This is a genomic window from Rahnella inusitata, from assembly GCF_965118895.1.
GTDB lineage: Bacteria > Pseudomonadota > Gammaproteobacteria > Enterobacterales > Enterobacteriaceae > Rahnella > Rahnella inusitata_A.
In genome coordinates this window covers 615,841-636,057 of record NZ_CBCPJJ010000009.1, presented here as the reverse complement: position 1 = coordinate 636,057, position 20,217 = coordinate 615,841, and the positions used below count along the sequence as shown (strand labels likewise).

Below are 20,217 nucleotides of genomic sequence, written 5' to 3'. Positions count from 1 at the left end.
GGATAATCAAGCCAGTGTTTTAAGGCGGCGGATAGTCAGCTCATCAAGCTTACCTTCCAGACTTGCGGCGAAACGCTGGAAGTGTTCTGTTTTATTATGTTGGTTCAGCGCGTCTTCCGATTTCCAGCGTTCGTAAAAGACAAAAGTTCCTTCTTTGTCGAGGTCCCGATGAAGCTCATACTGCAAGCACCCCACTTCCTGCCGGCTGGGTTCAATCACCTCAAGTAAAGCTTCCGTTACCTGTGCCTTAAACTCCGGTTTAGCAGCAATAGTGGCAACAACTCTGATTTCCATAGTAGTTCTCCTGTTATTTTTGTCTTGCTTGCGGGTACCCCGGCAAGCCCGGCGACTCACATCTGCACCTACTATGACCCCTTCCCTGCATTGATTTCAATACGAAGTTTATTTAACAGATGCAACCCGACGGTTTTGCGCTTATTCTTGTTCCCCGCCGTTAATGCTCCCATTACCGCACCTGATCCCAATATCTTGTCTCTCAATGCCGGAGTTTTGCCTGATGACCGCAACACCGCAAGTTTTGAAAATCCGCCGCCCAGATGACTGGCATATTCACCTTCGTGACGATGATATGCTCAGTACGGTGCTACCGTTCACCAGCGAAGTTTTTGGCCGTGCGATAGTTATGCCAAACCTGACGCCGCCGGTGACTACTGTGGAAGCGGCCCTGGCATATCGCTCGCGCATCATGGCGGCTGTGCCTGCTGGCCATCACTTCACGCCGCTGCTGACCTGCTATCTGACCGATTCTCTGGATCCGGATGAAATCGCACGCGGTTTTGAGCAAGGTGTATTCACCGCCGCAAAACTTTACCCGGCCAATGCCACGACCAACTCCCAGCATGGTGTTTCTGACGTCAAAACCATTTATCCGGTATTGGAACGTATGCAAAAAATCGGCATGCCACTGCTGATCCACGGCGAAGTAACGCACAGCCATGTAGATATTTTCGATCGTGAAGCGTATTTCATTGATGAAGTGATGGAGCCGGTTCGTCGCCAGTTCCCTGAACTGAAAATTGTATTCGAACACATCACGACTAAAGATGCTGCTCAGTATGTTCTTGAGGGCAATCAGTATCTCGGAGCTACCATTACGCCTCAGCACCTGATGTTTAACCGCAATCACATGCTGGTGGGCGGCGTGCGACCACACCTATTCTGCCTGCCTATCCTGAAACGTAATATTCATCAGGAAGCCTTGCGGAACGTGATCGCCAGCGGCGCTGATCGCTTCTTCCTCGGTACCGATTCCGCCCCTCACACCAAAGGCCGCAAGGAGTCGAGCTGCGGCTGTGCAGGTTGTTTCAATGCACCTCTGGCAATGCCTGCGTATGCCACAGTATTCGAAGAGATGAATGCGCTGCATCACCTGGAAGCATTCTGTTCACTGAACGGCCCGCGTTTTTACGGTTTACCGGTCAATGAAGATTTTATCGAGCTGACACGTACGACGGTTACTCAGCCGGAAGAAATCGCGCTGGGCGAGGAAAGCGTTGTTCCATTCCTCGCAGGGCAGACACTGAACTGGAAAGTGACGGCCTGCTAAACACAGGTCAGGGATGAACGGCAGTAATCCGCAGCGCGATTTTCTCTTCATCTCCTTGTTGCGTAAACAGCAGATTGACTGTATAAATATACAGTCAATCTATTCAGGAGGTCCTATGCGTGTTGAAATCACTATCGATAAAACGAAACCTCTGCCTGTCGGTGCGCTCGACGCGTTATCAGGTGAATTGAGTAAAAGAATTAACAAACAGTTTTCAGACCGCGAAAATAATATTCAGGTCCGCTATGCCGGAGCAAATAGCCTATCGGTATTGGGTGGAGCAAAAACTGACCGTGATCTGATCGAAGAAATTCTGCAGGAAACCTGGGAAAGTGCCGATGACTGGTTTTCAAATCAAAACGATGAGTAACGCGTTGAAACGCCTGAAAATCAACCTGGCTGCCCTACCTTATTTATAATAATCAGGTTTATTAAAACCACGCCGAAAGGCTATTTCAGTATTTTACCGGGCGTCGCAGTCCGGTTTTTTATTCCTGACGCCTGTATAAAAAACACTCACCGTGAAAATAAAATTTCCGTTAATTCCCAGATAATTCTGACTCCTCATATATCAACACAGTTTTTTTACAATTAAATTCATTCAAACTCTCCTCAAAACGATTTAACTGTTTATACTGAAATAGCTCACCTGATAATGAGCCGCATTGATCCTCAGATAGTCACTCACGTTAGTCACTACAAGATAAGGGGTCTATATGGACAGAAATGATGAAGTTATTCAGACACACCCGCTTGTTGGTTGGGATATCAGTACGGTCGACTCGTATGACGCCATGATGATACGTCTCCATTACCTGTCTTCAAAAGACCAGACTCCAGAAAATGCTCAGGTAGACAGAACCCTTTGGTTGACTACCGACGTTGCACGGCAATTGATTAACATTCTCGAAGCCGGCATAGAAAAGATCGAATCGAATGAGTACGAATACAGTGATCACCGAAAACACTAATCTTTACCTGCCAGTCTGAGGCACCAGCGATTTACATCCTGGTGCCTTTTTCTTTGTTCCCGCCCTGCTTGCCTTCGCTGTCGTAAACTCTCTATCATGACGATTGCCAGATTGTTAAAAATTTTCGTCAGAGGAGTCTGAGTAATATGGATTATGATCTCATCGTCGTCGGCAGTGGCTCAGTTGGCTCTGCGGCAGGTTATTACGCCACCCGCGCCGGGTTGAAAGTCCTGATGATCGACAGTGCAATGCCACCGCACAATGCGGGCAGCCATCATGGAGAAACCCGTCTAATCCGTCACGCCTATGGCGAAGGCGCACGTTACGTACCGATGCTGTTAAGGGCGCAAACACTTTGGGATGAACTTGCCGAGGTCAGCGAAGAGAAAGTTTTTCATCGCAGCGGTGTGCTGAATGTGGGGCCGGAAAACTCGGATTTTATCGCTAATGTGAAAAACAGCGCTGAAACTTACAACCTGACGACTCAGAACATGGATGCCGAAGAGATCCGCACAAAGTGGCCGTTGTTCACCCTGCCAGACGGTTACTGCGGCGTTTTTGAACCCAATTCCGGTTACCTGCAAAGTGAAATCGCCATCTCCGCTTATATCCGTCTGGCACGGGAAGCGGGCTGCGCGCAATTATTTAACTGTCCGGTAGACAGTATAGAATGGCTGGAAGATGGCGTTGCAGTCTCTACCGCCGATGGCGTGTACCGTGGCGCCAAACTGGCCGTTACCGCTGGAACCTGGGTAACTAAAATCCTTCCCGAACTGCCGGTGAGACCCCTGCGAAAAGTATTTGCCTGGTTCCATGCCGATGGCCGCTACAGCGAAGAGAATCATTTCCCGGCGTTCACGCTGGAGACTCTGCAAGGCGACCAATATTACGGTTTTCCGTCGGTGAAAGACGCACTTAAACTCGGTAAGCACAACGGTGGCCAGTGGATCACTGAACCGCAAGAGCGGAAACCCTATGGTGGCTTCAGTCAGGACGGAACGGAATCGTTTAACTTTTTCCGCCACTTCCTGCCGGGTGTGGGCGTCAATCTTCGCGGCGCGTCATGCACTTACGACATGACCGAAGATGAAGATTTCATCATTGATACGTTACCTGGTCGGGATAACACGCTGGTGATTTCCGGACTTAGCGGACATGGTTTCAAGTTTGCCAGTGTTTTAGGCGAAATTGTTACTCAATTCGCTAACAATCTTCCTATCTCCTTTAATCTGCAGCCCTTTTCGCTTTCCCGCTTCAAATAATGTAAATAAGTCCACCGTTGTCTATATTCTGCCGGCGGTGTTTCTTTTCGTAAGTGGTAATGGGTTAATTTAGCTTTGAACCAGATCAATAGACTGGTATTTCCGAATTGACAACATTATAGAAAAAAACATAAGCTGGTCTAAGAAATCACAGGAGTGCTTTCTGTCGCGTAACGATACGCACAACAAGGATGTAATATGAAACTGTCAATTATAGAACCCTGTGGATTCACACGCTTAGGCATCTACTCTTATCTTGTTGAGAATAATAATCTCGATATTATAGATTCCGTGAATATATCCAACGCACTAAACCCTCTTGATGAATTCCAACCTGATGTGATTCTGGTTAACATGACGCAATATTGCCATAGCGCAGAATTATCAGAGGAATTGAAAGCTTTCTTTGAATACCGCCACACCGCCCGCATTTACTGTTACATCGATGCAAACTATCCCGATTGCGAAGAACCGATTTCGATTACCCGCGATGTCTTTATCCTCAATAAACAATCACTGACGTCATTGTTACAGAAAATTGCTTTGACACCTGACTCATACATGCCTGGAAATAATGCCGGGCTGCCGCGAATGTTGTTCAGCGATCAGGAAATTCTGGTGATGAACTACTGGATGTCTGAGATGCCCAACTATCGTATCGCCAGAAAATTAAATATCAGCAGCCGTACGGTGTATGTTCATAAACGACATCTGGCGCAGAAAATAAAAGTACGTAACCGCCTGGAGTTTTGTTTCATTTATAATCTGATCAAGTATCTTTTCTGGCCCATTGATGACATTTCTGCCACACCAATGAGTCGCCAAATAAAAGATGACCTTTTGATGATTTATAAGGCCCACATCTGAAAAATGCCCTGATTGATCAGGAATTTTTTTGGCTCGCAAACCCTTCAGTACTACTTAGCAAAGGCTCTTCCGCCTCCTGCGGTTGCACTCTCAATCCAGAAGCCTACAATGTTTTCAGGATTACCGGCCTCATTTTGAGGAGCCTCATAAAAATGAATACTATCGATAGAAGCGAAGTGTCCCCCACAGAAATCACGGAAACATTGTTGTCTGTGATTCGCCTGATGCGTAAGCAGGTCGATGCAGCGATGTCCGCTCAGGGACTTTCCCTTGCCCGTGGTAAGTTATTGACCGCCATCGCACACGAGGGAACCTGCCGACCGGGTGAACTTGCACATGTACTCCAGCAATCACCAAGAACCATTACTGATGCCATTGATGCAATGGATCGGGACGGTCTGCTTATCCGTAAACGCCATCCCACTGATCGCCGCTCGCAGCTACTGGAGCTTACCGAAGCCGGTAAACAGGCGCTTGAGCAAGTAAAAATACCCAAACAGGTCGCAATCGACCGGTTATTTGACGGCTTAGACTCTCTCGCCCGCCAGCAGTTAATGGCCTCACTTCGCAGCATCGAAGCACTGGCGCAGGATATCGAAGAGCAGAACAAACCCTAACGTTCAGGCGTTCCATCGCCGAGCAGAACAGCAATTTTGTGCCCTGCTGCTGTCGGTTCGAGGGCGATTTTGAGCACAATCGTCAGCGGAACCGACAGTAACATACCCACCGGCCCCATTAGCCAGCCCCAGAATATCAGCGAAATGAACACCACCAGCGTCGATAACCCCAGCCCTTTCCCGAGAATTTTTGGGTCAATAATGCTGCCGAAAATCACGTTGATCAGAATATAACCGCCGGTCACCATCAACCCGTCACTTACGCTGTTAAACAGGAAGGTCTGAATAATCGGGGGAATGGCGGCAATGAATGAACCTATGTTAGGAATATAGTTCAGCGCGAAAGCCAGCATGCCCCAAAGGAAAGCAAAACGGACGCCGATACCTGCCAGCAACGCCCATACCGCCAGCCCGGTGACGACGCTTATCAGCGTTTTGATCACCAGATATCGCGTGACGCTATCCAGCGCGCGCTGAACGTTCGCCATGCCTTTTCCCGGATCGTCGGAGAGTTGCTCGATTTTGTAAGGCAGTTGCGGGACCTCCAGCAGCATGAAAGCGACAGTCATCAGCAACAAGAACAGCCCGGCCATGGCATTGGAAAGATAACTTATCAGCTTGCTCACCAGATTCAGGGTCGCGGCCGGGTCGATGTACCCGGCCAACTGTTCCGGCGTAAAGGTCAGTTCACCTTGTGGAAAATAGGCGTCGTACTGCCGTAATTTCTCAATGATGATGCCGCGATACTGCGGTAATGTACGGGCAAATTCATTGAGCGTCACCAGCAACGTTGACGTGAGAAATACCATCACGCAAATCACCACCGTCGCCACCAGCATCACCGCGAGCGCACGCGGCACCCGCACTTTCTCCAGTAACACAATTAACGGATTGAGGACGAAAGCCAGAAAAAGCGCCAGAATGAACGGGACAATAATGTCTGCGGCTGACTTTATACCTGCGAAAATAACGACCAGCATTGCCATCATCACCGCGATTTTCAGTCCCTGATTAGTCACTATGGTCTTTCGCATAATTCTCTCCTGATGATGATCGCTGGCAGCAAATTAACGTGATTTCACCCATTCACGTAAACGCTGAATGTGCATATACAGCGCCGGGATAAACAAGATCCCCGCAGTCGTGGACAGCAGCATCCCGCTGAAGACCGTGACGCCGATGATGTGGCGGCTCATTGCTCCGGCACCTGAGGCCAGCACCAACGGCAGAACCCCCAGAATAAAGGAAATCGCCGTCATCATCACCGCACGAAAACGCTGCTTCGCGCCGTCCTGCGCCGCTTCACTGATCGACGCCCCTTCTTCACGTCGCGCTTTCGAGAATTCGACAATCAATATGGCATTCTTCGCCGCCAGCCCTATCAGCAACACCATGCCGATTTGTGCGTACACGTCGTTGCTCAGCCCGGCCAGATGTAATCCGCCGATTGCACCAAATACGGCGAAGATAACTGAAATCATCACCACCATTGGGATACTCCAGCTTTCGTACTGCGCCACCAGGAACAGATAGGCAAACAACAGCGCGGCGGCGTAAATCAGGATTGCCTGACCGCCAGCCTGAATTTCCTGTAATGACATTCCTGTCCATTCATAACCATAACCGGCTGGTAGTTTTTCGCTCAGAATATTTTCCATCTGCGCCATCGCTTCCCCGGAGCTTACGCCCGGCGCCGCAGAACCGCTGATGGCCAGTGACGGGAACTGGTTGTACTGAGTGATAAACGGCGCGCCGAGCGACGGAGTGAGATCGACGAGTTTGCCCATGCTGATTAGCGAGCCATTATCACTGCGCACGCTGAGGGTCGAAATCTGATCAGCGCGCTGACGGTCTTCCATTTCATTTTGCATCTGCACGTTGAAGAGACGGTTGTTGATGATGAAATCACTGACGTTCACGCCGCCCAGCGACGTTTGCAACGTGCCGAAGATACGACTGACCGGTACCTGCAACTGTGCGGCACGGTCGCGGTCGACGCTCAGGGCTATCTCCGGTACGGATGCGCTGAAAGTGGTGAATACACGGCTCAGTAGCGGATCCTGATTGGCGGCCATAATCAGCGCCTGACCGGTTGCCGCCAGCTCCTGCGGTGATTGCCCCTGTAATGCCTGCAGGCGCAGATCCAGCCCGGAGGCAGTACCCAATCCGGAAATAGCGGGCGGATTGATCGCCATGATCATCGCTGAAGGGATACCTGCCATAGCCGGTTGCAGGCGACCTATCACTTGATCCACGCTACTGCGAGCCCCCCAGGGTTTCAGCAGCACAATCCCAAACGCTGAGTTTGGCGCACTGCCGCCGCTCAGCAGACTAAAGCCACTGATGGCAATCACGTCGTCAACCGCTGGATCGCTCTCCAGCAGCGTCTGCATTTGTCCAAGGACCGCGTCAGTCCGCCCCAGTGATGCGCCATCAGGCAATTGCACATTCACAAAAAAATAGCCCTGATCTTCATCCGGCAGGAAGGATTTCGGCAAGCTCGAGTAGCCCCATACACATGCTCCCACGAGGGCTATAACGGTGAGCACGCTGGTCAGCGCATGTTTGCTGAGGCCGCGGGTAGCGGTCACATACCTATCTCGCACGGTATCCAGCCCACGGTTGAACGCACTGAACAGCCTCGCCGGTTTTTCTGGGCGAGGTTTGAGCAACGTGGCGCACAACGCAGGAGTCAGCGTTAATGCGTTGATACTGGAAAGGATCACCGCCGCCGAAAGCGTCACGGCAAACTGGCGGTAAAGTGCCCCGGTGATGCCCGGCAATACCGCGATGGGAACGAAAACCGCCATTAACACCACGGTTGTAGCGATGATCGGCCCGGCGATTTGCTTGAGCGCCTTGCGGGTGGCGGCCACGCGACCAAGTGACGGGTCTTCGGTCATCAGGCGCTCGACGTTTTCGACGACTACGATGGCGTCATCGACCACGACCGTCAGTGCCAGAATGATCGCAAATAAACTCAGCGTATTGGCCGAATAACCAAACGCGTAGAGCACCGCAAAAGTGCCAAGCAAAGAAACGGGAATGGTCAGGGCGACAATAAACGTGGCGCGCGCGCTTTGCAGAAACAGGAAGACGATAGTCAGGACAACAAGGAACGTAATTGCAAGAGATACCACGATTTCATCGAGCGTAGCGCTGACGAACTGAGTCGAGTCGAACTTAATTTCATAGTTGAGATCGTCCGGGAAATAGCGCGCCTGACGCGTCATTTCTTCGCGCACGGCATTCGCCACGTTCAGCGCATTGGCACCCGGCGCAGGATAGACCGACAGAAAGGCAGAAGGCGTCTGATTCAGCGTCGCGTTAACCTGATAATCCTGCGCCCCCAGCTCAATACGGGCGACGTCACGCAAACGCACCGTGCCACCATTTTCATTTTTACGGACGATAATATTCGAGAACTCTTCGGGTGAACTCAGGCGTCCGGCACCGCTGATGGTCAGGGTTTGCTGCTGCATCGACGGACTGGGTGATGCACCGATTTGACCGGCTGCGGCCTGTACGTTCTGGCTCTGGATCGCGGCGCTGATTTCCGTGCTGCTGACATTGAGTGCTTCCATTTTGCGCGGATCCAGCCAGATGCGCATGCTGTAGTCACGCGATCCAAAGACCTGCACATCACCCACGCCGTCAATACGCGCCAGCGCGTCACGTAGCTGGATGCTGGCAAAGTTACTGATAAACAACATGTCGTGCGTGTTTTTTGGCGAAAGCAGGCTGATGCCCATCAGAATGTTAGAAGCCTGTTTACGCACCGATACGCCGGTGTTTAGCACTTCGGCAGGCAATTTTGCGCTGACCTGAGAAATACGGTTTTGCACTTCCACCGCAGCGGTGTCCGGATCGGTACCGCTGGCAAAAGTAATATTGAGGGAATAGCTGCCGTTATTGCCGCTGTTTGATGACATATACAGCATATTGCTGACACCGTTCACCTGCGCCTCAATTGGGGCAGCAACGGATTCCGCAACGTCCCTCGCGCTCGCGCCCGGATAAATTGCGCTGACGGACACCACCGGCGGCGTGATATCCGGATACTGTTCGACCGGGATGACGTTGAGCGCCACCGCACCAATCAGGGCGGTGACCAGCGCGATAACCATCGCAAAACGGGGTCGCTTGATAAATTGCTGGAGCATCGTCGTTCCTTAACGTTTTGTTATCTGAGCTGGTGAAACGCCCTGAGCGTCCCGCGTCGATACTTTCATTCCCGGCTGGATCCACTGCAGGCCTTCCGTCACCACGTGATCTCCGCCCTTTAAGCCTTCCAGCACGAAATATCCCTGAGGCGTTTGGCCCCCGAGGCGGACTGCCCGCGCTTCAACTCGCTGCTCTGCATTGACCAGCAGAACAAAGTGACCGGCCTCATTTTGCTGTAACGCATTGGCTGGCACGACAGGAAGATGGGCATCAGAGCGCGGTTCCGCCAGCACATTGACGGTGCCGCCTGGCAGTAGGCGATGTTGTGGATTCGCCACCGTCAGCCTGACCGCCACGGTACCGGTCTGCGCATCAATACGGTTGCCCAGCGATTCAAACGCAGGCCCGGTCATATACGGCGAACCGTCTGATAAGCGTAAAGACAGCGCCATGTTTTTCTCTGACATCGCCTCTTCTAATGAACCTGTGTTCTGGCTGGCGCTGAGGAAATCGCGTTCATTGACGGAAATCACTACGCGAACCGGGTCAAGCTGAACAATTTCAGTCAGCGTGCCGCTCGCCGGATTCACCAGACTGCCGGTATGAAAATGGCTGACCCCGATGCGCCCGGAAATCGGCGCGGTGATGCGGGTATAGCTAAGCTGCAGCTCCTGAGTTTTCAGGGCGGCCTGCGCCTGTGCGACGGCTGCACGGGCGGTGTCCCGTGCAGCCACGGCGGCGTCAACGTCAGACTGGCTGACAGTGCGGGCATCGCCCAGACGCTGAATACGGTTCAGATGTGTTTGTGCGTGGCGTGCCGTCGCGTTTGCGCTGTCGAGCTGCGCTTTCGCCTGAGCAACAGCTGATTTATGTAAAGCGGGCTCGATTTCATACAGCAGGTCACCTGCATTGACAAACTGTCCTTCTTCAAAGGCGCGTCTTGCAATAAAACCTTCGGTGCGGCTGGCCACATTGACCGACTGAACGGCTTCAAGTCGCCCAAGATAAGTGCGGCTGACGCCGTCAGTTTGGGTAGTAATGGTGACAGTGCCGACCGCAGGTACAGGCTGAGCTATCACATCGTCAGAATAAAGCAGAACAAAAGCCAATATTGCGGCGAGAGCGTTAAATCGGGTGCCCGTTGCCGGGCGGCGAAATGCAGGGATCATCATAGCGTCACTCTCCGTGTGATGTCGGATGCCTGCCCGAATTGAGAAGAGCGCGCAAGCAACGGCAGACATCAGATATAAGAATATAAAGAAATTCCTAACAAAATTTCCGGCAAGTATAATTGCGGAAATATTTAGTAACCTGATCTCGATCACCTGAATCCCCACCCTTAATTTTCTTTACGTTTTATTTAGGAAATATTTAAACTCTAGGGAATTGAGTAGACATATATATAAGAATTTTCGTACCGATAAATAAGACTGCAAAAAACATATCAAAAAATCAACGACTGCGGATAAAACTAGATTTATTTACTCAAATTTTTAGAACTGGAATCATCTTTACCCAGCATGACAAAAACTTACAAACCCCTTCCAGCACTGCATTTTGCGCCATTTATTTTATGATTCCCGGAGTGAGACTAAACCATTGAACAAATTCAGGCCATTATCATCAAAATTAATGAACAAGTTAAATTAATCGACACTTTTGAAAATTAAATATTGCCAATATATTTCAAAATGTTTACTTTCCAAAAATATTTCATTGAGTGAGATGTCTTTTATGCTGTGGAAAAACACGCCTGTTCACTTTGGCCATATTTCCGTTGTGATTCATTGGGCCGTCGCGCTGGCCGTTTACGGATTATTCGCGCTGGGTCTGTGGATGGTGGGATTGGGTTATTACGACACCTGGTATCACCGTGCGCCGGAATTACATAAAAGTATCGGCGTATTGGTTTTCGCAGCCATGGTATTCCGGCTGGCATGGCGGTTTATTTCCCCGCCGCCGAAACCGCTCAGTAGCTACAGCGCGAAAACCCGCCTCGGCGCATGGCTGGCACACGTTCTGCTGTTTGCCGGGCTGTTCGGCATTTTGATCAGCGGCTATCTGATTTCCACGGCAGAAGGTCAGCCGATAAGTGTGTTTGGCTGGTTTGATATTCCCGCGACGCTGTTCGGACTGAACCAGCAGGCGGACATTGCCGGAACCATTCATTTATGGATGGCGTGGGGCATTGTGATCGTTTCCGCCTTTCATGCACTGGCGGCGCTTAAACACCATTTCGTTGACCGTGACAGCACCCTGACACGCATGCTCGGGCGCTGACCCCAACGCTTATTGCTCTTCCCTTTATGAACAATGGAGAATCATCATGTTGAAAAAAACTACCCTGGGCCTGACGCTGGCATCGCTGTTACTGGCGGCCGGTTCCGCCAGCGCGGCAAATTACAAAATCGACAAAGAGGGCCAGCACGCCTTTATCGAATTTCGTATCAAGCACTTAGGTTACAGCTGGCTGTACGGCAGCTTTAATGATTTCGACGGTGGTTTCACCTTTGATGAAAAAGATCCCTCTGCCGATAAAGTCAACGTCACCATCAACACTACCAGCGTCTTTACCAATCACGCTGAACGCGATAAACACCTGCGCAGCGCAGAATTCCTCAACGTAGGTAAACATCCGCAGGCCACATTCACCTCAACATCCGTGAAGAGCGAAGGCGGGAATCTGGCAGTGACCGGTGATTTCACGCTTAACGGCATCACAAAACCGCTGACATTACAGGCGAAACTGCTGGGTCAGGGTAAAGATCCATGGGGTGGTTACCGTGCAGGCTTTGAAGCCGCTGGCACCATCGCGCTAAAAGATTATGGCATCACCACCGATCTGGGCCCGGCCTCTCAGGAGGTTGAGCTGATCATTTCTGTTGAAGGTGTCCGGGAGAAGTAATTTCTGCCAGCAAAGAAAAAGCCCTGAATGGCAACGCCAGTCAGGGCTTTTTTACGTTATGAAAACGGATCAGTCTTTTTCTGGTGCTGGAATATGCATGGTGGTTTGCAACAGGCCTTTGGACTTGTTGAAAATCTTGATGCCATTTTCGCGCCCGGCACGCAGCGCGCGCTGTTCTTCGACCGGCAGTTTCAGCTCTGTCATACAGATTTCACTGCAACAGCCATCAAACTTTGCCGTACAATCTGGACACTGAATAAACAACAAGTGGCAGCCGTCGTTTTTGCAGTTGGTATGGTTATCGCACGCGGTGCCGCACTGGTGGCAATGGGCGATCACGTCATCAGAAATACGTTCGCCCATGCGCTCATCAAAAACGAAGTTCTTGCCTTTAAATTTAACCGGCAAACCCTGCTCTTTCGCCCGGCGCGCATATTCAATAATGCCGCCTTCGACGTGATACACATTTTTAAACCCGTTGTGCAGCATGTAAGCACTGGCTTTTTCACAGCGGATCCCGCCGGTGCAGTACATGACGATTTTCTTGTCTTTGTCTTCTTTAAGCATATCAACGGCCATGGGCAGCTGATCGCGGAAAGTGTCAGACGGCACTTCAATCGCTTTGTCGAAATGCCCCACTTCGTATTCGTAGTGATTACGCATATCAACAAACAGCGTGTCCGGATCGTCAATCATCGCGTTGACCTGTTCGGCTTTCAGGTACTCGCCAATATTTGACGGGTCAAAGCTTTCGTCTTCGATACCGTCCGCCACGATGCGGTCACGCACTTTCAGGCGCAGCACCCAGAACGATTTGCCATCGTCTTCAAGGGCAACGTTCAGACGAATTTGATCCAGCGCGGGATGGCTGGAAAACAGCTCGGTTTTGAACGCGTCAAACCGGCTTTGCGGGACGCTTATCTGCGCATTAATCCCTTCTTTGGCGACGTAAATACGGCCAAACACGTTCAGGCGGGTCAGGCTGATATACAGGGCATCGCGGAAAGCTTTTGGATCTTCAATCTGGAAATACTTATAAAAAGAAACTGTAGTGCGCGGCTCGGTTTCGGCCAGCATGCGCTCCCTCAGTTCCTCATTAGAAATACGGTTATGTAACACTGGCATGGTGTACGTTCCTGTCTTTCGGGGAATTTAACTATCGGTAACTTTTAAGCGGCAAGATTATACATTAAAGCAACAATGAGGACATCTCCCGTTGCAAATTCGTCAACAGAAAAACACCTGCTGCACCTTGCCCTCAGGATAATTACGATAATCTATGCTTAGGTGTTATCCAATTTTCGGGATTTATTCACGATTCAACCCTTCGCAGGAGCAGGAAACATGAGCAAGCTTTTTGAACCGATTTCGCTGGGTCAGCTGACACTCCCAAACCGCATTGTGATCGCCCCAATGTGCCAGTACTCCTCAGATAACGGCAAAGCCACGTCCTGGCATCATGCCCATCTCGGCCAGTTATCCTTCTCGGGTGCAGGTTTGCTGATTCTGGAAGCCACAGCGGTGGAATCCGTCGGGCGCATTTCTGCCGAGGATTTAGGGTTATGGGATGATGAGACTGAGACCGCGCTGAAAGGTCTTGTCGATGGCCTGCGTGAAAACAGCGACATGGCACTCGGCCTGCAGCTCGGCCACGCAGGTCGTAAAGCATCGTGCGCAGCACCATGGAAAGGTGGCGCGCAAATCCCTCAATCCGCCGGTGGCTGGCAAACCGTAGCACCCTCTGCGCTGGCGTTTGCAGAAGGTACCGAACCCCCCGAAGCGATGTCACTTGAACGCATCGCCGAACTGAAAAAGGCTTACGTTGACAGCGTATTCCGCGCCGATCGTCTGGGGTTTGATCTGCTGGAATTACACGGTGCGCACGGTTATCTGCTGCATCAGTTCCTCTCACCGCTCTCCAACCAGCGTACCGATCAGTACGGCGGTTCGCTGGAAAACCGTATGCGCCTGCTGCTGGAAATTTTCGAGGAGATCCGCGCGGCCTTCCCGGCAGAAAAACCGGTGGGTGTACGCATTTCCGCGACTGACTGGGTGGAAGGCGGCTGGGATCTGGAGCAATCCATCGAACTTTCGAAAGCACTGGATGCGCTGGGCTGCAGCTACATTCACGTCTCCAGCGGTGGCCTGAGTACGGAGCAAAAGATCGCCGTCGGTCCGAACTATCAAGTGCCTTTTGCTGATGGCATCAAGCGTTACGTGAAAATGCCCGTGATCGCCGTTGGCCTGATTACCGAACCAGAGCAGGCTGAAGCGATTATCGGTACCGGTCAGGCGGATATGATAGCCCTGGCACGCGGGATTCTGTACAACCCGCGCTGGCCGTGGCACGCCGCCGCCAAACTTGGCGCCAAAGTGACCGCGCCGAAACAATACTGGCGCAGTGAGCCGCACAGCGTAAAAGGTTTATTCCTGCCAAAGTAAACTCTGTTTGTAAATTTACCTTCGGGCAGCCCATTTGGCTGCCCGTTAATTTGACAAAAACCGATTCTCTGCTGATATTCAGTCGGAAAGAGAAAAGTCCGCTATCTTGCCTTTAACAGGCCGCCGTTCAGAAAAAAAGCACAATGCTTTCCATTCAGGCAGTGAATACCAGAAAATGAGGTATTAGTGCCGACGACTTTCACCTCATTCAAAAAAAGTGCCACAATATGTCACTTTGTTATAAGAAATTAACGCATAACACGCACTCCATATGGGGAGTGACCGTTTTTATGTAGCGGGCTGCTGCACTAGACAGAGCTTATATATTTTCTACTTCGATATAATGACGCAGAGATTCTATGACTCAGGTACCAACATTTAACCGTTCATTACTGCACCCACGATACTGGCTCACCTGGCTGGGTCTGGGTCTGCTGTACACGCTGGTCTTATTACCTTATCCGGTTATCTATCGTCTGGGCACCGGATTGGGCCGATTCTCCATGCGCTTTCTGAAACGTCGCTACAAAATCGCGGTGCGCAATATCGAACTCTGCTTCCCCGATATGCCCCCGGAACAACGGGAAGATATGGTGGTGAAAAACTTCGAATCCGTTGGTATGGGCTTGTTTGAAACCGGTATGGCGTGGTTCTGGCCTGACTGGCGAATCGAGCGCTGGTTTCGCGTCAGCGGGCTTGAGCATATTCAGCGTGCCCGCGACAACCAACAGGGCGTGTTGCTGATTGGCGTTCACTTCCTGACGCTGGAGCTGGGTGCGCGCATTTTCGGCATCCATAATCCGGGCGTTGGCGTGTATCGCCCGCACGACAATAAATTGATGGACTGGATCCAGACCAAAGGCCGTATGCGCTCTAACAAAGGTATGCTGGATCGCAAAGACCTCAAAGGGATGATCCGCAGCCTCAAGCAGGGCGATATCATCTGGTACGCGCCTGACCATGACTACGGCCCGCGCGCCAGCGTCTTTGTGCCGTTCTTCGCCGTCGATAAAGCTGCCACTACCACCGGGACGTATCTGCTGGCACGTATGGGCAAACCGGCAATTATTCCGTTCACCCCGCGACGTCTGGAAGGTGGCAAAGGCTATGAGATGATCATTCATCCTCAGGTCGCCGACTTCCCGCTCGATGATGAGGTGGTTGCCGCCACCTATATGAACAAAGTGGTAGAAAACGAAATCCGCCAGGCGCCGGAACAATACATGTGGCTGCATCGCCGCTTCAAAACGCGTCCGCAGGGTGAGTCCTCACTCTATAAAACACTGAAGGAGTGATGCCGCTTGCCGGTTCAGGTTGATTGAGCCTGAACCGGCACTTGTTCCTCCCTCCTGATTTGCTTAAACAGTTTTTTTGACAGACTTCTTCAAAGTTATCAGATTTTATCTCATCTCTTTTAGGCCAATACTCTCAGCATAATTTCCCCACGTGATTACCCCGCCTTTTTTGGGGCCGCGTGACCTCTGAATCTCACTCGAAAGGAACGTTTTATGCTGGCTAAACTGAATACTGCTTTTACCCGCGCCACCGACCATCCTGATTTCGGTAAGCTTTTGTTACGTCTCACTTTCGGCATTCTAATCCTGTTCCACGGCGTGGCAAAAATTGAGAACGGTGTGGGCTGGATAGCCAAAATGTTACAGGCTGATGGCTTGCCGGGTTTCATTGCCTACGGTGCCTATATCGGCGAAGTGATTGCGCCCGTGCTGATCATTCTGGGGATCTTCACCCGCCCTGCGGCGCTGGTGATGGCATTCAATATTCTTGTTGCCGTTTTCCTGGTGGTCGCCGGAAAATTCTTCACTGTCACTGACGTCGGGGCCTGGGGTCTGGAAGGCGAAGCGCTGTATTTCTTCGGCGGATTGGTAATCATGTTCCTCGGCAGCGGCCGTTATTCTGTGATGAAAAACCCGGCGCTGCGTTAATTTCTACTGTGGTTTTTATCTTTCTGCGTTTGTCGCGGCCAGCCCCTTGCTGGCCGTTTTCTTTTGATCTATCCACACTGATATTGATCTCCTTCATCTCCGATTTTTTTAAACCTGTATTTTATTTCACTTGTTACAGTTCATTAACATCATTGAAGTGGATGATAATTAGGCGCATAATTATCCATCTGACTGATTGTTACTTGTGCTCTGCCTTGTTTCTGTCTGCTATGACAGAGCGAATCGACCTTTATCTTTCGGTAATTTATGACCCCGGCTCCTGAACCTGAAATCGCACCAGAACCCATTAACTGGAAACGTAATTTGTTTGTTGCCTGGATCGGCTGCTTTCTTACCGGTGCTGCATTCAGCCTGATTATGCCTTTCCTGCCGCTGTACGTAGAAACCCTCGGCGTCACCGGTCATGAGTCCCTGAACATGTGGTCAGGGCTGGTATTCAGCATCACTTTCCTGTTTTCCGCCATCGCATCGCCCTTCTGGGGTGGCCTTGCCGATCGCAAGGGACGCAAAATCATGTTGCTGCGATCCGCACTCGGTATGTCGATCGTCATGGTGCTGATGGGGTTCGCGCAAAACATCTGGCAATTCCTCGTTCTCCGCGCCCTGCTTGGCTTACTCGGCGGCTTCGTCCCCAACGCCAACGCGCTGATTGCCACTCAAATCCCCCGCAACAAAAGTGGCTGGGCGCTAGGTACGCTTTCCACCGGTGGCGTCAGTGGCGCATTGCTCGGGCCGCTGGTCGGCGGTTTACTGGCCGACAGCTACGGGCTGCGTCCGGTCTTCTTCATCACTGCTGCGGTGCTTTTCCTGTGCTTCGTGATGACGCTGTACTGCATCCGCGAACAGTTCGTGCCGGTGAACAAAAAAGACATGCTTAACCGCAAGCAGGTGTTTGCTTCGCTTAAAAATCCGAAACTGGTGCTGTGCCTGTTCGTCACCACGATGATTATTCAGGTGGCGACCGGCTCGATTGCGCCCATCCTCACACTTTACGTGCGGGAGCTGGCGGGTAACACGCAGAATCTGGCGTTTATCAGCGGCATGATTGCTTCGGTACCGGGTGTGGCGGCATTAATGAGTGCGCCACGGCTGGGTAAACTGGGGGACAGGATCGGACCTGAGCGCATTCTGGTGGCAATGATGGGGATATCAGTGCTGTTGCTGATCCCGATGGCGTTTGTGCAAACGCCGCTGCAACTGGGGATACTGCGCTTCCTGCTCGGCGCTACCGACGGTGCGCTGCTTCCGGCGGTACAGACGCTGCTGATTTACAACTGTACCAATCAGGTGGCTGGCCGCGTGTTTAGCTATAACCAGTCGTTCCGTGATGTGGGGAATGTCACCGGCCCGTTGCTGGGTGCGGCGGTTTCGGCAAGCTATGGATTCCGTACGGTGTTTTTCGTCACTGCGCTGGTTGTGCTGTTTAACGCCGTCTACTCCTGGTGGTGTCTGCAACGCCGGCCACGTCAGGCGATGGTCGATTAAACACGACCGTCGTTGCAGGAAACCTCTTACTTGGCCCTTTCTGGCAGCGGACGCATAGCGTCAGGCACTTCAACCACCGCCAGACGGACCTCATAGTGTTTACCGGCCGTTATCGCCGGAAGTACTGAGGTCAGTTTCTCAATGGTCTCGGTCGGATTATCACTGGCGACGCTGGCGCAGAATAATTGCCCCGGATGACAGAACCCCGCCATCATAATCGGTGGCGGCGGTGGCATACCGTCGCCGTGGAACGAGGGTAAGCCCATAGGAGGCTGAGGAGGTAGATTTTCAGCTGCCGTGCTGGCGACGCTGAATAATACGCCAAGACCGCACAGTGGCAGAAGTAACGCGCGGGAATGAATCTTCATAACAGTAACCTTATTGCTGTAAGTTTCATGGTCACTTTAGTCCCCAAATTCACGCCGCGCAGACGGTTTGCTAAAACTTTACCCTCCCCCTCCACTGCCTTTGCAAAGCAGGGAAAGTACTGACATTTGTGTCTATAGTAACCATTCACGCGAAGCCAAAACCACGCGGTAACCGTCCACATCCTCAAAGGTTCTGCCATTTTCATCCCAGTAAGGATTAAACGACGGCACGCCTGTAAATCCGGCTTGCAGCATCGCTTCACATTGTTCAACCCACTGTTTTTCTTCGGCAATATAAAATACCAGCAAATTATCCTGCGTCGGTGCGCAGCCTGCGACTGAACCATGATGATGCGTAAATTCAAGATGGTAATGATGCTGAGGATGCCCCACCAGCACGCCATCAAATCCCTGATGATCGCTGAAACATCCAATCACTTCGAATCCCAGCCCGTCACAATACATGGTGGCTATTTCATCAAGATTGTCAGTCGGTCGCGCTACGCGCAGCACTGCGTTTCGTGAAATCATGGTGAAAAACTCTCCCTCAACTTACCGTTTTTATTTAGAAAAATAAGGATAGCAGAAGAATACCCACTGTTTTTCATCTGAAAACTTGCACTCTGGGATTTATCGACAACAATCATTGAATCAGCGTTTTCACTGGCGGATGGTTGTTACCTGTTCATTCATAACGCTATTTACACCACACGTGTTTACCCATTACCCCCATTTCAACTCAGGAGACAACAATGAGCATGTACGTAACGCTTGAAGAAGCTATTGATGCCGCCCGCGAAGAATTTCTCGAAGCCGCACAGGACAGGATCCAGGGCGATGAAGAGCCGCTTCCCGATCAGTTCAATTTGCAGAAATACATCATGCAGGATGGCGACATCATGTGGCAGGCGGAGTTTCTTAACGGCGAAGGGGAATCGATTGATGCATTAACCTTCCGCAGCGGTGCCGCCGCTCAGGCCATTTTCGATGAGGACTATGACGTTATCGAGCTCGAAGAAGAGTGGCTGGAAGAAGCGACGCTGTACGAGTGGGATGAAGGAGAATTCCAGCACGAGCCGCAGACCGACACTGAAGAAGGCGCTGCTGCTGCTGAAGAATGGGATGATGAGGACGATTATCCGGGACGTGACATCGACTAACGATTAGTTATAGGGGCCGTGGCGGGCGTCAATCGGCAACATGAAGGTGTCGACGATCATCGAAAGCGGTACATCGATGACGGTGACATAACGCCACGGACTATCCCGCAGATCCCATTGCACCCCGGGATAATACTGATTGCCATGTCCCTGCCCCGGCACTGTCCGGCTAATGATACTGCCACAGCCCGTCAGAGTCCCAGCCACTAATGCCAGTACACATCCACGTAAAATTACCCGATTAATCACTCATACAACCTGTCGATTCGACTCAATGGAAGCACTCCGTGGAGCGCTGAAAGCGCTGTCAGCTTAGCACGCGCGCATGCCCCACGATGTTAAGGCAAAGTAAAATTTTATACGCTGACGCCTAAAGAGTCACTGAACTTCCGGCCATAAAAAACGGGCAGTACGTTTTCACATACTGCCCGTTAGCTTTAATGAC

21 protein-coding genes are annotated in these 20,217 nt (G+C 51.3%); 13 read left to right on the top strand and 8 right to left on the bottom strand.

The features are described from left to right. Nucleotides 1-6 precede the first annotated feature (6 nt). On the bottom strand, nucleotides 7-294 hold the full coding sequence (locus tag ACMHLI_RS10925; RefSeq protein ID WP_213052285.1) for a putative quinol monooxygenase: 288 nt from the start codon (nucleotides 292-294) through the stop codon (nucleotides 7-9). Nucleotides 295-517: 223 nt separating this feature from the next. On the opposite strand from ACMHLI_RS10925, the gene pyrC reads away from it, so the two are divergent. The 6 genes from pyrC to ACMHLI_RS10895 all read left to right on the top strand — a co-directional run bounded on the left by pyrC (nucleotide 518) and on the right by ACMHLI_RS10895 (nucleotide 5,284). Beyond that, a complete protein-coding gene (gene pyrC / locus ACMHLI_RS10920; RefSeq protein WP_413529468.1) occupies nucleotides 518-1,567 on the top strand; it encodes a dihydroorotase in 1,050 nt (349 codons plus the stop codon). Nucleotides 1,568-1,682: 115 nt separating this feature from the next. Beyond that, a complete protein-coding gene (gene dinI / locus ACMHLI_RS10915) occupies nucleotides 1,683-1,937 on the top strand; it encodes a DNA damage-inducible protein I (RefSeq protein WP_056778732.1) in 255 nt (84 codons plus the stop codon). A 346-nt stretch (nucleotides 1,938-2,283) separates the two neighbouring features. Next, nucleotides 2,284-2,538, top strand: a complete 255-nt coding sequence (bssS, locus tag ACMHLI_RS10910; RefSeq protein WP_413529467.1) for a biofilm formation regulator BssS — start codon at nucleotides 2,284-2,286, stop codon at nucleotides 2,536-2,538. 146 nt (nucleotides 2,539-2,684) lie between these two features. Then, nucleotides 2,685-3,800, top strand: coding sequence for an N-methyl-L-tryptophan oxidase (gene solA / locus ACMHLI_RS10905; protein ID WP_413529466.1), 1,116 nt, complete (start codon nucleotides 2,685-2,687; stop codon nucleotides 3,798-3,800). Between the two features lie 198 nt (nucleotides 3,801-3,998). Beyond that, the gene (locus tag ACMHLI_RS10900; protein WP_413529465.1) at nucleotides 3,999-4,667 is read left to right on the top strand and encodes a LuxR C-terminal-related transcriptional regulator; all 669 of its coding nucleotides are present in this window, start codon (nucleotides 3,999-4,001) and stop codon (nucleotides 4,665-4,667) included. A 212-nt stretch (nucleotides 4,668-4,879) separates the two neighbouring features. After that, nucleotides 4,880-5,284 carry a MarR family winged helix-turn-helix transcriptional regulator gene (locus ACMHLI_RS10895; protein ID WP_413529542.1) on the top strand — a complete coding sequence of 135 codons (405 nt, stop codon included), beginning with the start codon at nucleotides 4,880-4,882 and terminating at the stop codon, nucleotides 5,282-5,284. Here ACMHLI_RS10895 and ACMHLI_RS10890 read toward each other — a convergent pair. Genes ACMHLI_RS10890 through ACMHLI_RS10880 form a run of 3 tightly spaced genes read right to left on the bottom strand, consistent with a single transcriptional unit; the run spans nucleotide 5,281 to nucleotide 10,617 of the window. Continuing rightward, complete coding sequence (locus ACMHLI_RS10890; RefSeq protein ID WP_413529464.1) at nucleotides 5,281-6,318, bottom strand: AI-2E family transporter; 1,038 nt, start codon at nucleotides 6,316-6,318, stop codon at nucleotides 5,281-5,283. The genes ACMHLI_RS10895 and ACMHLI_RS10890 overlap by 4 nt on opposite strands. Before the next feature lie 33 nt (nucleotides 6,319-6,351). Continuing rightward, nucleotides 6,352-9,447 carry an efflux RND transporter permease subunit gene (locus ACMHLI_RS10885; protein WP_413529463.1) on the bottom strand — a complete coding sequence of 1,032 codons (3,096 nt, stop codon included), beginning with the start codon at nucleotides 9,445-9,447 and terminating at the stop codon, nucleotides 6,352-6,354. A gap of 9 nt (nucleotides 9,448-9,456) precedes the next feature. After that, the gene (locus ACMHLI_RS10880) at nucleotides 9,457-10,617 is read right to left on the bottom strand and encodes an efflux RND transporter periplasmic adaptor subunit (RefSeq protein ID WP_413529541.1); all 1,161 of its coding nucleotides are present in this window, start codon (nucleotides 10,615-10,617) and stop codon (nucleotides 9,457-9,459) included. A 565-nt stretch (nucleotides 10,618-11,182) separates the two neighbouring features. On the opposite strand from ACMHLI_RS10880, the gene ACMHLI_RS10875 reads away from it, so the two are divergent. Beyond that, nucleotides 11,183-11,728, top strand: a complete 546-nt coding sequence (locus ACMHLI_RS10875) for a cytochrome b (protein WP_413529462.1) — start codon at nucleotides 11,183-11,185, stop codon at nucleotides 11,726-11,728. Nucleotides 11,729-11,777: 49 nt separating this feature from the next. Further along, nucleotides 11,778-12,353 carry a YceI family protein gene (locus ACMHLI_RS10870; protein WP_413529540.1) on the top strand — a complete coding sequence of 192 codons (576 nt, stop codon included), beginning with the start codon at nucleotides 11,778-11,780 and terminating at the stop codon, nucleotides 12,351-12,353. Between the two features lie 69 nt (nucleotides 12,354-12,422). Here ACMHLI_RS10870 and ACMHLI_RS10865 read toward each other — a convergent pair whose 3' ends face one another. Continuing rightward, nucleotides 12,423-13,478, bottom strand: coding sequence for a rhodanese-related sulfurtransferase (locus tag ACMHLI_RS10865; protein WP_413529461.1), 1,056 nt, complete (start codon nucleotides 13,476-13,478; stop codon nucleotides 12,423-12,425). Between the two features lie 219 nt (nucleotides 13,479-13,697). Between ACMHLI_RS10865 and ACMHLI_RS10860 the strand changes: the two genes are divergently transcribed. The 4 genes from ACMHLI_RS10860 (at nucleotide 13,698) to mdtG (ending at nucleotide 18,244) form a co-directional block, all read left to right on the top strand. After that, nucleotides 13,698-14,795, top strand: a complete 1,098-nt coding sequence (locus ACMHLI_RS10860) for an NADH:flavin oxidoreductase/NADH oxidase (RefSeq protein ID WP_413529460.1) — start codon at nucleotides 13,698-13,700, stop codon at nucleotides 14,793-14,795. A 359-nt stretch (nucleotides 14,796-15,154) separates the two neighbouring features. Then, nucleotides 15,155-16,090 (top strand): Kdo(2)-lipid IV(A) acyltransferase, encoded by a 936-nt coding sequence (locus tag ACMHLI_RS10855; RefSeq protein ID WP_413529459.1) that lies wholly within the window; start codon nucleotides 15,155-15,157, stop codon nucleotides 16,088-16,090. A gap of 213 nt (nucleotides 16,091-16,303) precedes the next feature. Further along, nucleotides 16,304-16,738, top strand: coding sequence for a DoxX family protein (locus ACMHLI_RS10850; RefSeq protein ID WP_112167272.1), 435 nt, complete (start codon nucleotides 16,304-16,306; stop codon nucleotides 16,736-16,738). A 267-nt stretch (nucleotides 16,739-17,005) separates the two neighbouring features. Continuing rightward, nucleotides 17,006-18,244 carry a multidrug efflux MFS transporter MdtG gene (gene mdtG / locus ACMHLI_RS10845; RefSeq protein WP_413529458.1) on the top strand — a complete coding sequence of 413 codons (1,239 nt, stop codon included), beginning with the start codon at nucleotides 17,006-17,008 and terminating at the stop codon, nucleotides 18,242-18,244. Nucleotides 18,245-18,270: 26 nt separating this feature from the next. Here mdtG and ACMHLI_RS10840 read toward each other — a convergent pair whose 3' ends face one another. Beyond that, nucleotides 18,271-18,612: a hypothetical protein gene (locus ACMHLI_RS10840; RefSeq protein WP_413529457.1), complete on the bottom strand. Its 342-nt coding sequence runs from the start codon at nucleotides 18,610-18,612 to the stop codon at nucleotides 18,271-18,273. A 132-nt stretch (nucleotides 18,613-18,744) separates the two neighbouring features. Beyond that, nucleotides 18,745-19,143, bottom strand: coding sequence for a VOC family protein (locus ACMHLI_RS10835; protein WP_413529456.1), 399 nt, complete (start codon nucleotides 19,141-19,143; stop codon nucleotides 18,745-18,747). 221 nt (nucleotides 19,144-19,364) lie between these two features. On the opposite strand from ACMHLI_RS10835, the gene ACMHLI_RS10830 reads away from it, so the two are divergent. Next, nucleotides 19,365-19,772 (top strand): MysB family protein, encoded by a 408-nt coding sequence (locus ACMHLI_RS10830; RefSeq protein WP_213052276.1) that lies wholly within the window; start codon nucleotides 19,365-19,367, stop codon nucleotides 19,770-19,772. Between the two features lie 3 nt (nucleotides 19,773-19,775). Here ACMHLI_RS10830 and ACMHLI_RS10825 read toward each other — a convergent pair whose 3' ends face one another. Beyond that, a complete protein-coding gene (locus ACMHLI_RS10825; RefSeq protein WP_413529455.1) occupies nucleotides 19,776-20,021 on the bottom strand; it encodes a YceK/YidQ family lipoprotein in 246 nt (81 codons plus the stop codon). Nucleotides 20,022-20,217 lie beyond the last annotated feature (196 nt).

Bases quoted from the DNA above. Each gene is read 5' to 3' on its own strand.
- ACMHLI_RS10855 (WP_413529459.1), top strand. From the start codon at position 15,155: ATGACTCAGGTACCAACATTTAACCGTTCATTACTGCACCCACGATAC.
- ACMHLI_RS10830 (WP_213052276.1), top strand. From the start codon at position 19,365: ATGAGCATGTACGTAACGCTTGAAGAAGCTATTGATGCCGCCCGCGAA.
- ACMHLI_RS10925 (WP_213052285.1), bottom strand. From the start codon at position 294: ATGGAAATCAGAGTTGTTGCCACTATTGCTGCTAAACCGGAGTTTAAG.
- bssS (WP_413529467.1), top strand. From the start codon at position 2,284: ATGGACAGAAATGATGAAGTTATTCAGACACACCCGCTTGTTGGTTGG.
- ACMHLI_RS10865 (WP_413529461.1), bottom strand. From the start codon at position 13,478: ATGCCAGTGTTACATAACCGTATTTCTAATGAGGAACTGAGGGAGCGC.
- ACMHLI_RS10900 (WP_413529465.1), top strand. From the start codon at position 3,999: ATGAAACTGTCAATTATAGAACCCTGTGGATTCACACGCTTAGGCATC.
- ACMHLI_RS10860 (WP_413529460.1), top strand. From the start codon at position 13,698: ATGAGCAAGCTTTTTGAACCGATTTCGCTGGGTCAGCTGACACTCCCA.
- dinI (WP_056778732.1), top strand. From the start codon at position 1,683: ATGCGTGTTGAAATCACTATCGATAAAACGAAACCTCTGCCTGTCGGT.
- ACMHLI_RS10840 (WP_413529457.1), bottom strand. From the start codon at position 18,612: ATGAAGATTCATTCCCGCGCGTTACTTCTGCCACTGTGCGGTCTTGGC.
- ACMHLI_RS10890 (WP_413529464.1), bottom strand. From the start codon at position 6,318: ATGCGAAAGACCATAGTGACTAATCAGGGACTGAAAATCGCGGTGATG.
- ACMHLI_RS10880 (WP_413529541.1), bottom strand. From the start codon at position 10,617: ATGATCCCTGCATTTCGCCGCCCGGCAACGGGCACCCGATTTAACGCT.
- solA (WP_413529466.1), top strand. From the start codon at position 2,685: ATGGATTATGATCTCATCGTCGTCGGCAGTGGCTCAGTTGGCTCTGCG.
- ACMHLI_RS10875 (WP_413529462.1), top strand. From the start codon at position 11,183: ATGCTGTGGAAAAACACGCCTGTTCACTTTGGCCATATTTCCGTTGTG.
- ACMHLI_RS10835 (WP_413529456.1), bottom strand. From the start codon at position 19,143: ATGATTTCACGAAACGCAGTGCTGCGCGTAGCGCGACCGACTGACAAT.
- ACMHLI_RS10850 (WP_112167272.1), top strand. From the start codon at position 16,304: ATGCTGGCTAAACTGAATACTGCTTTTACCCGCGCCACCGACCATCCT.
- mdtG (WP_413529458.1), top strand. From the start codon at position 17,006: ATGACCCCGGCTCCTGAACCTGAAATCGCACCAGAACCCATTAACTGG.
- pyrC (WP_413529468.1), top strand. From the start codon at position 518: ATGACCGCAACACCGCAAGTTTTGAAAATCCGCCGCCCAGATGACTGG.
- ACMHLI_RS10885 (WP_413529463.1), bottom strand. From the start codon at position 9,447: ATGCTCCAGCAATTTATCAAGCGACCCCGTTTTGCGATGGTTATCGCG.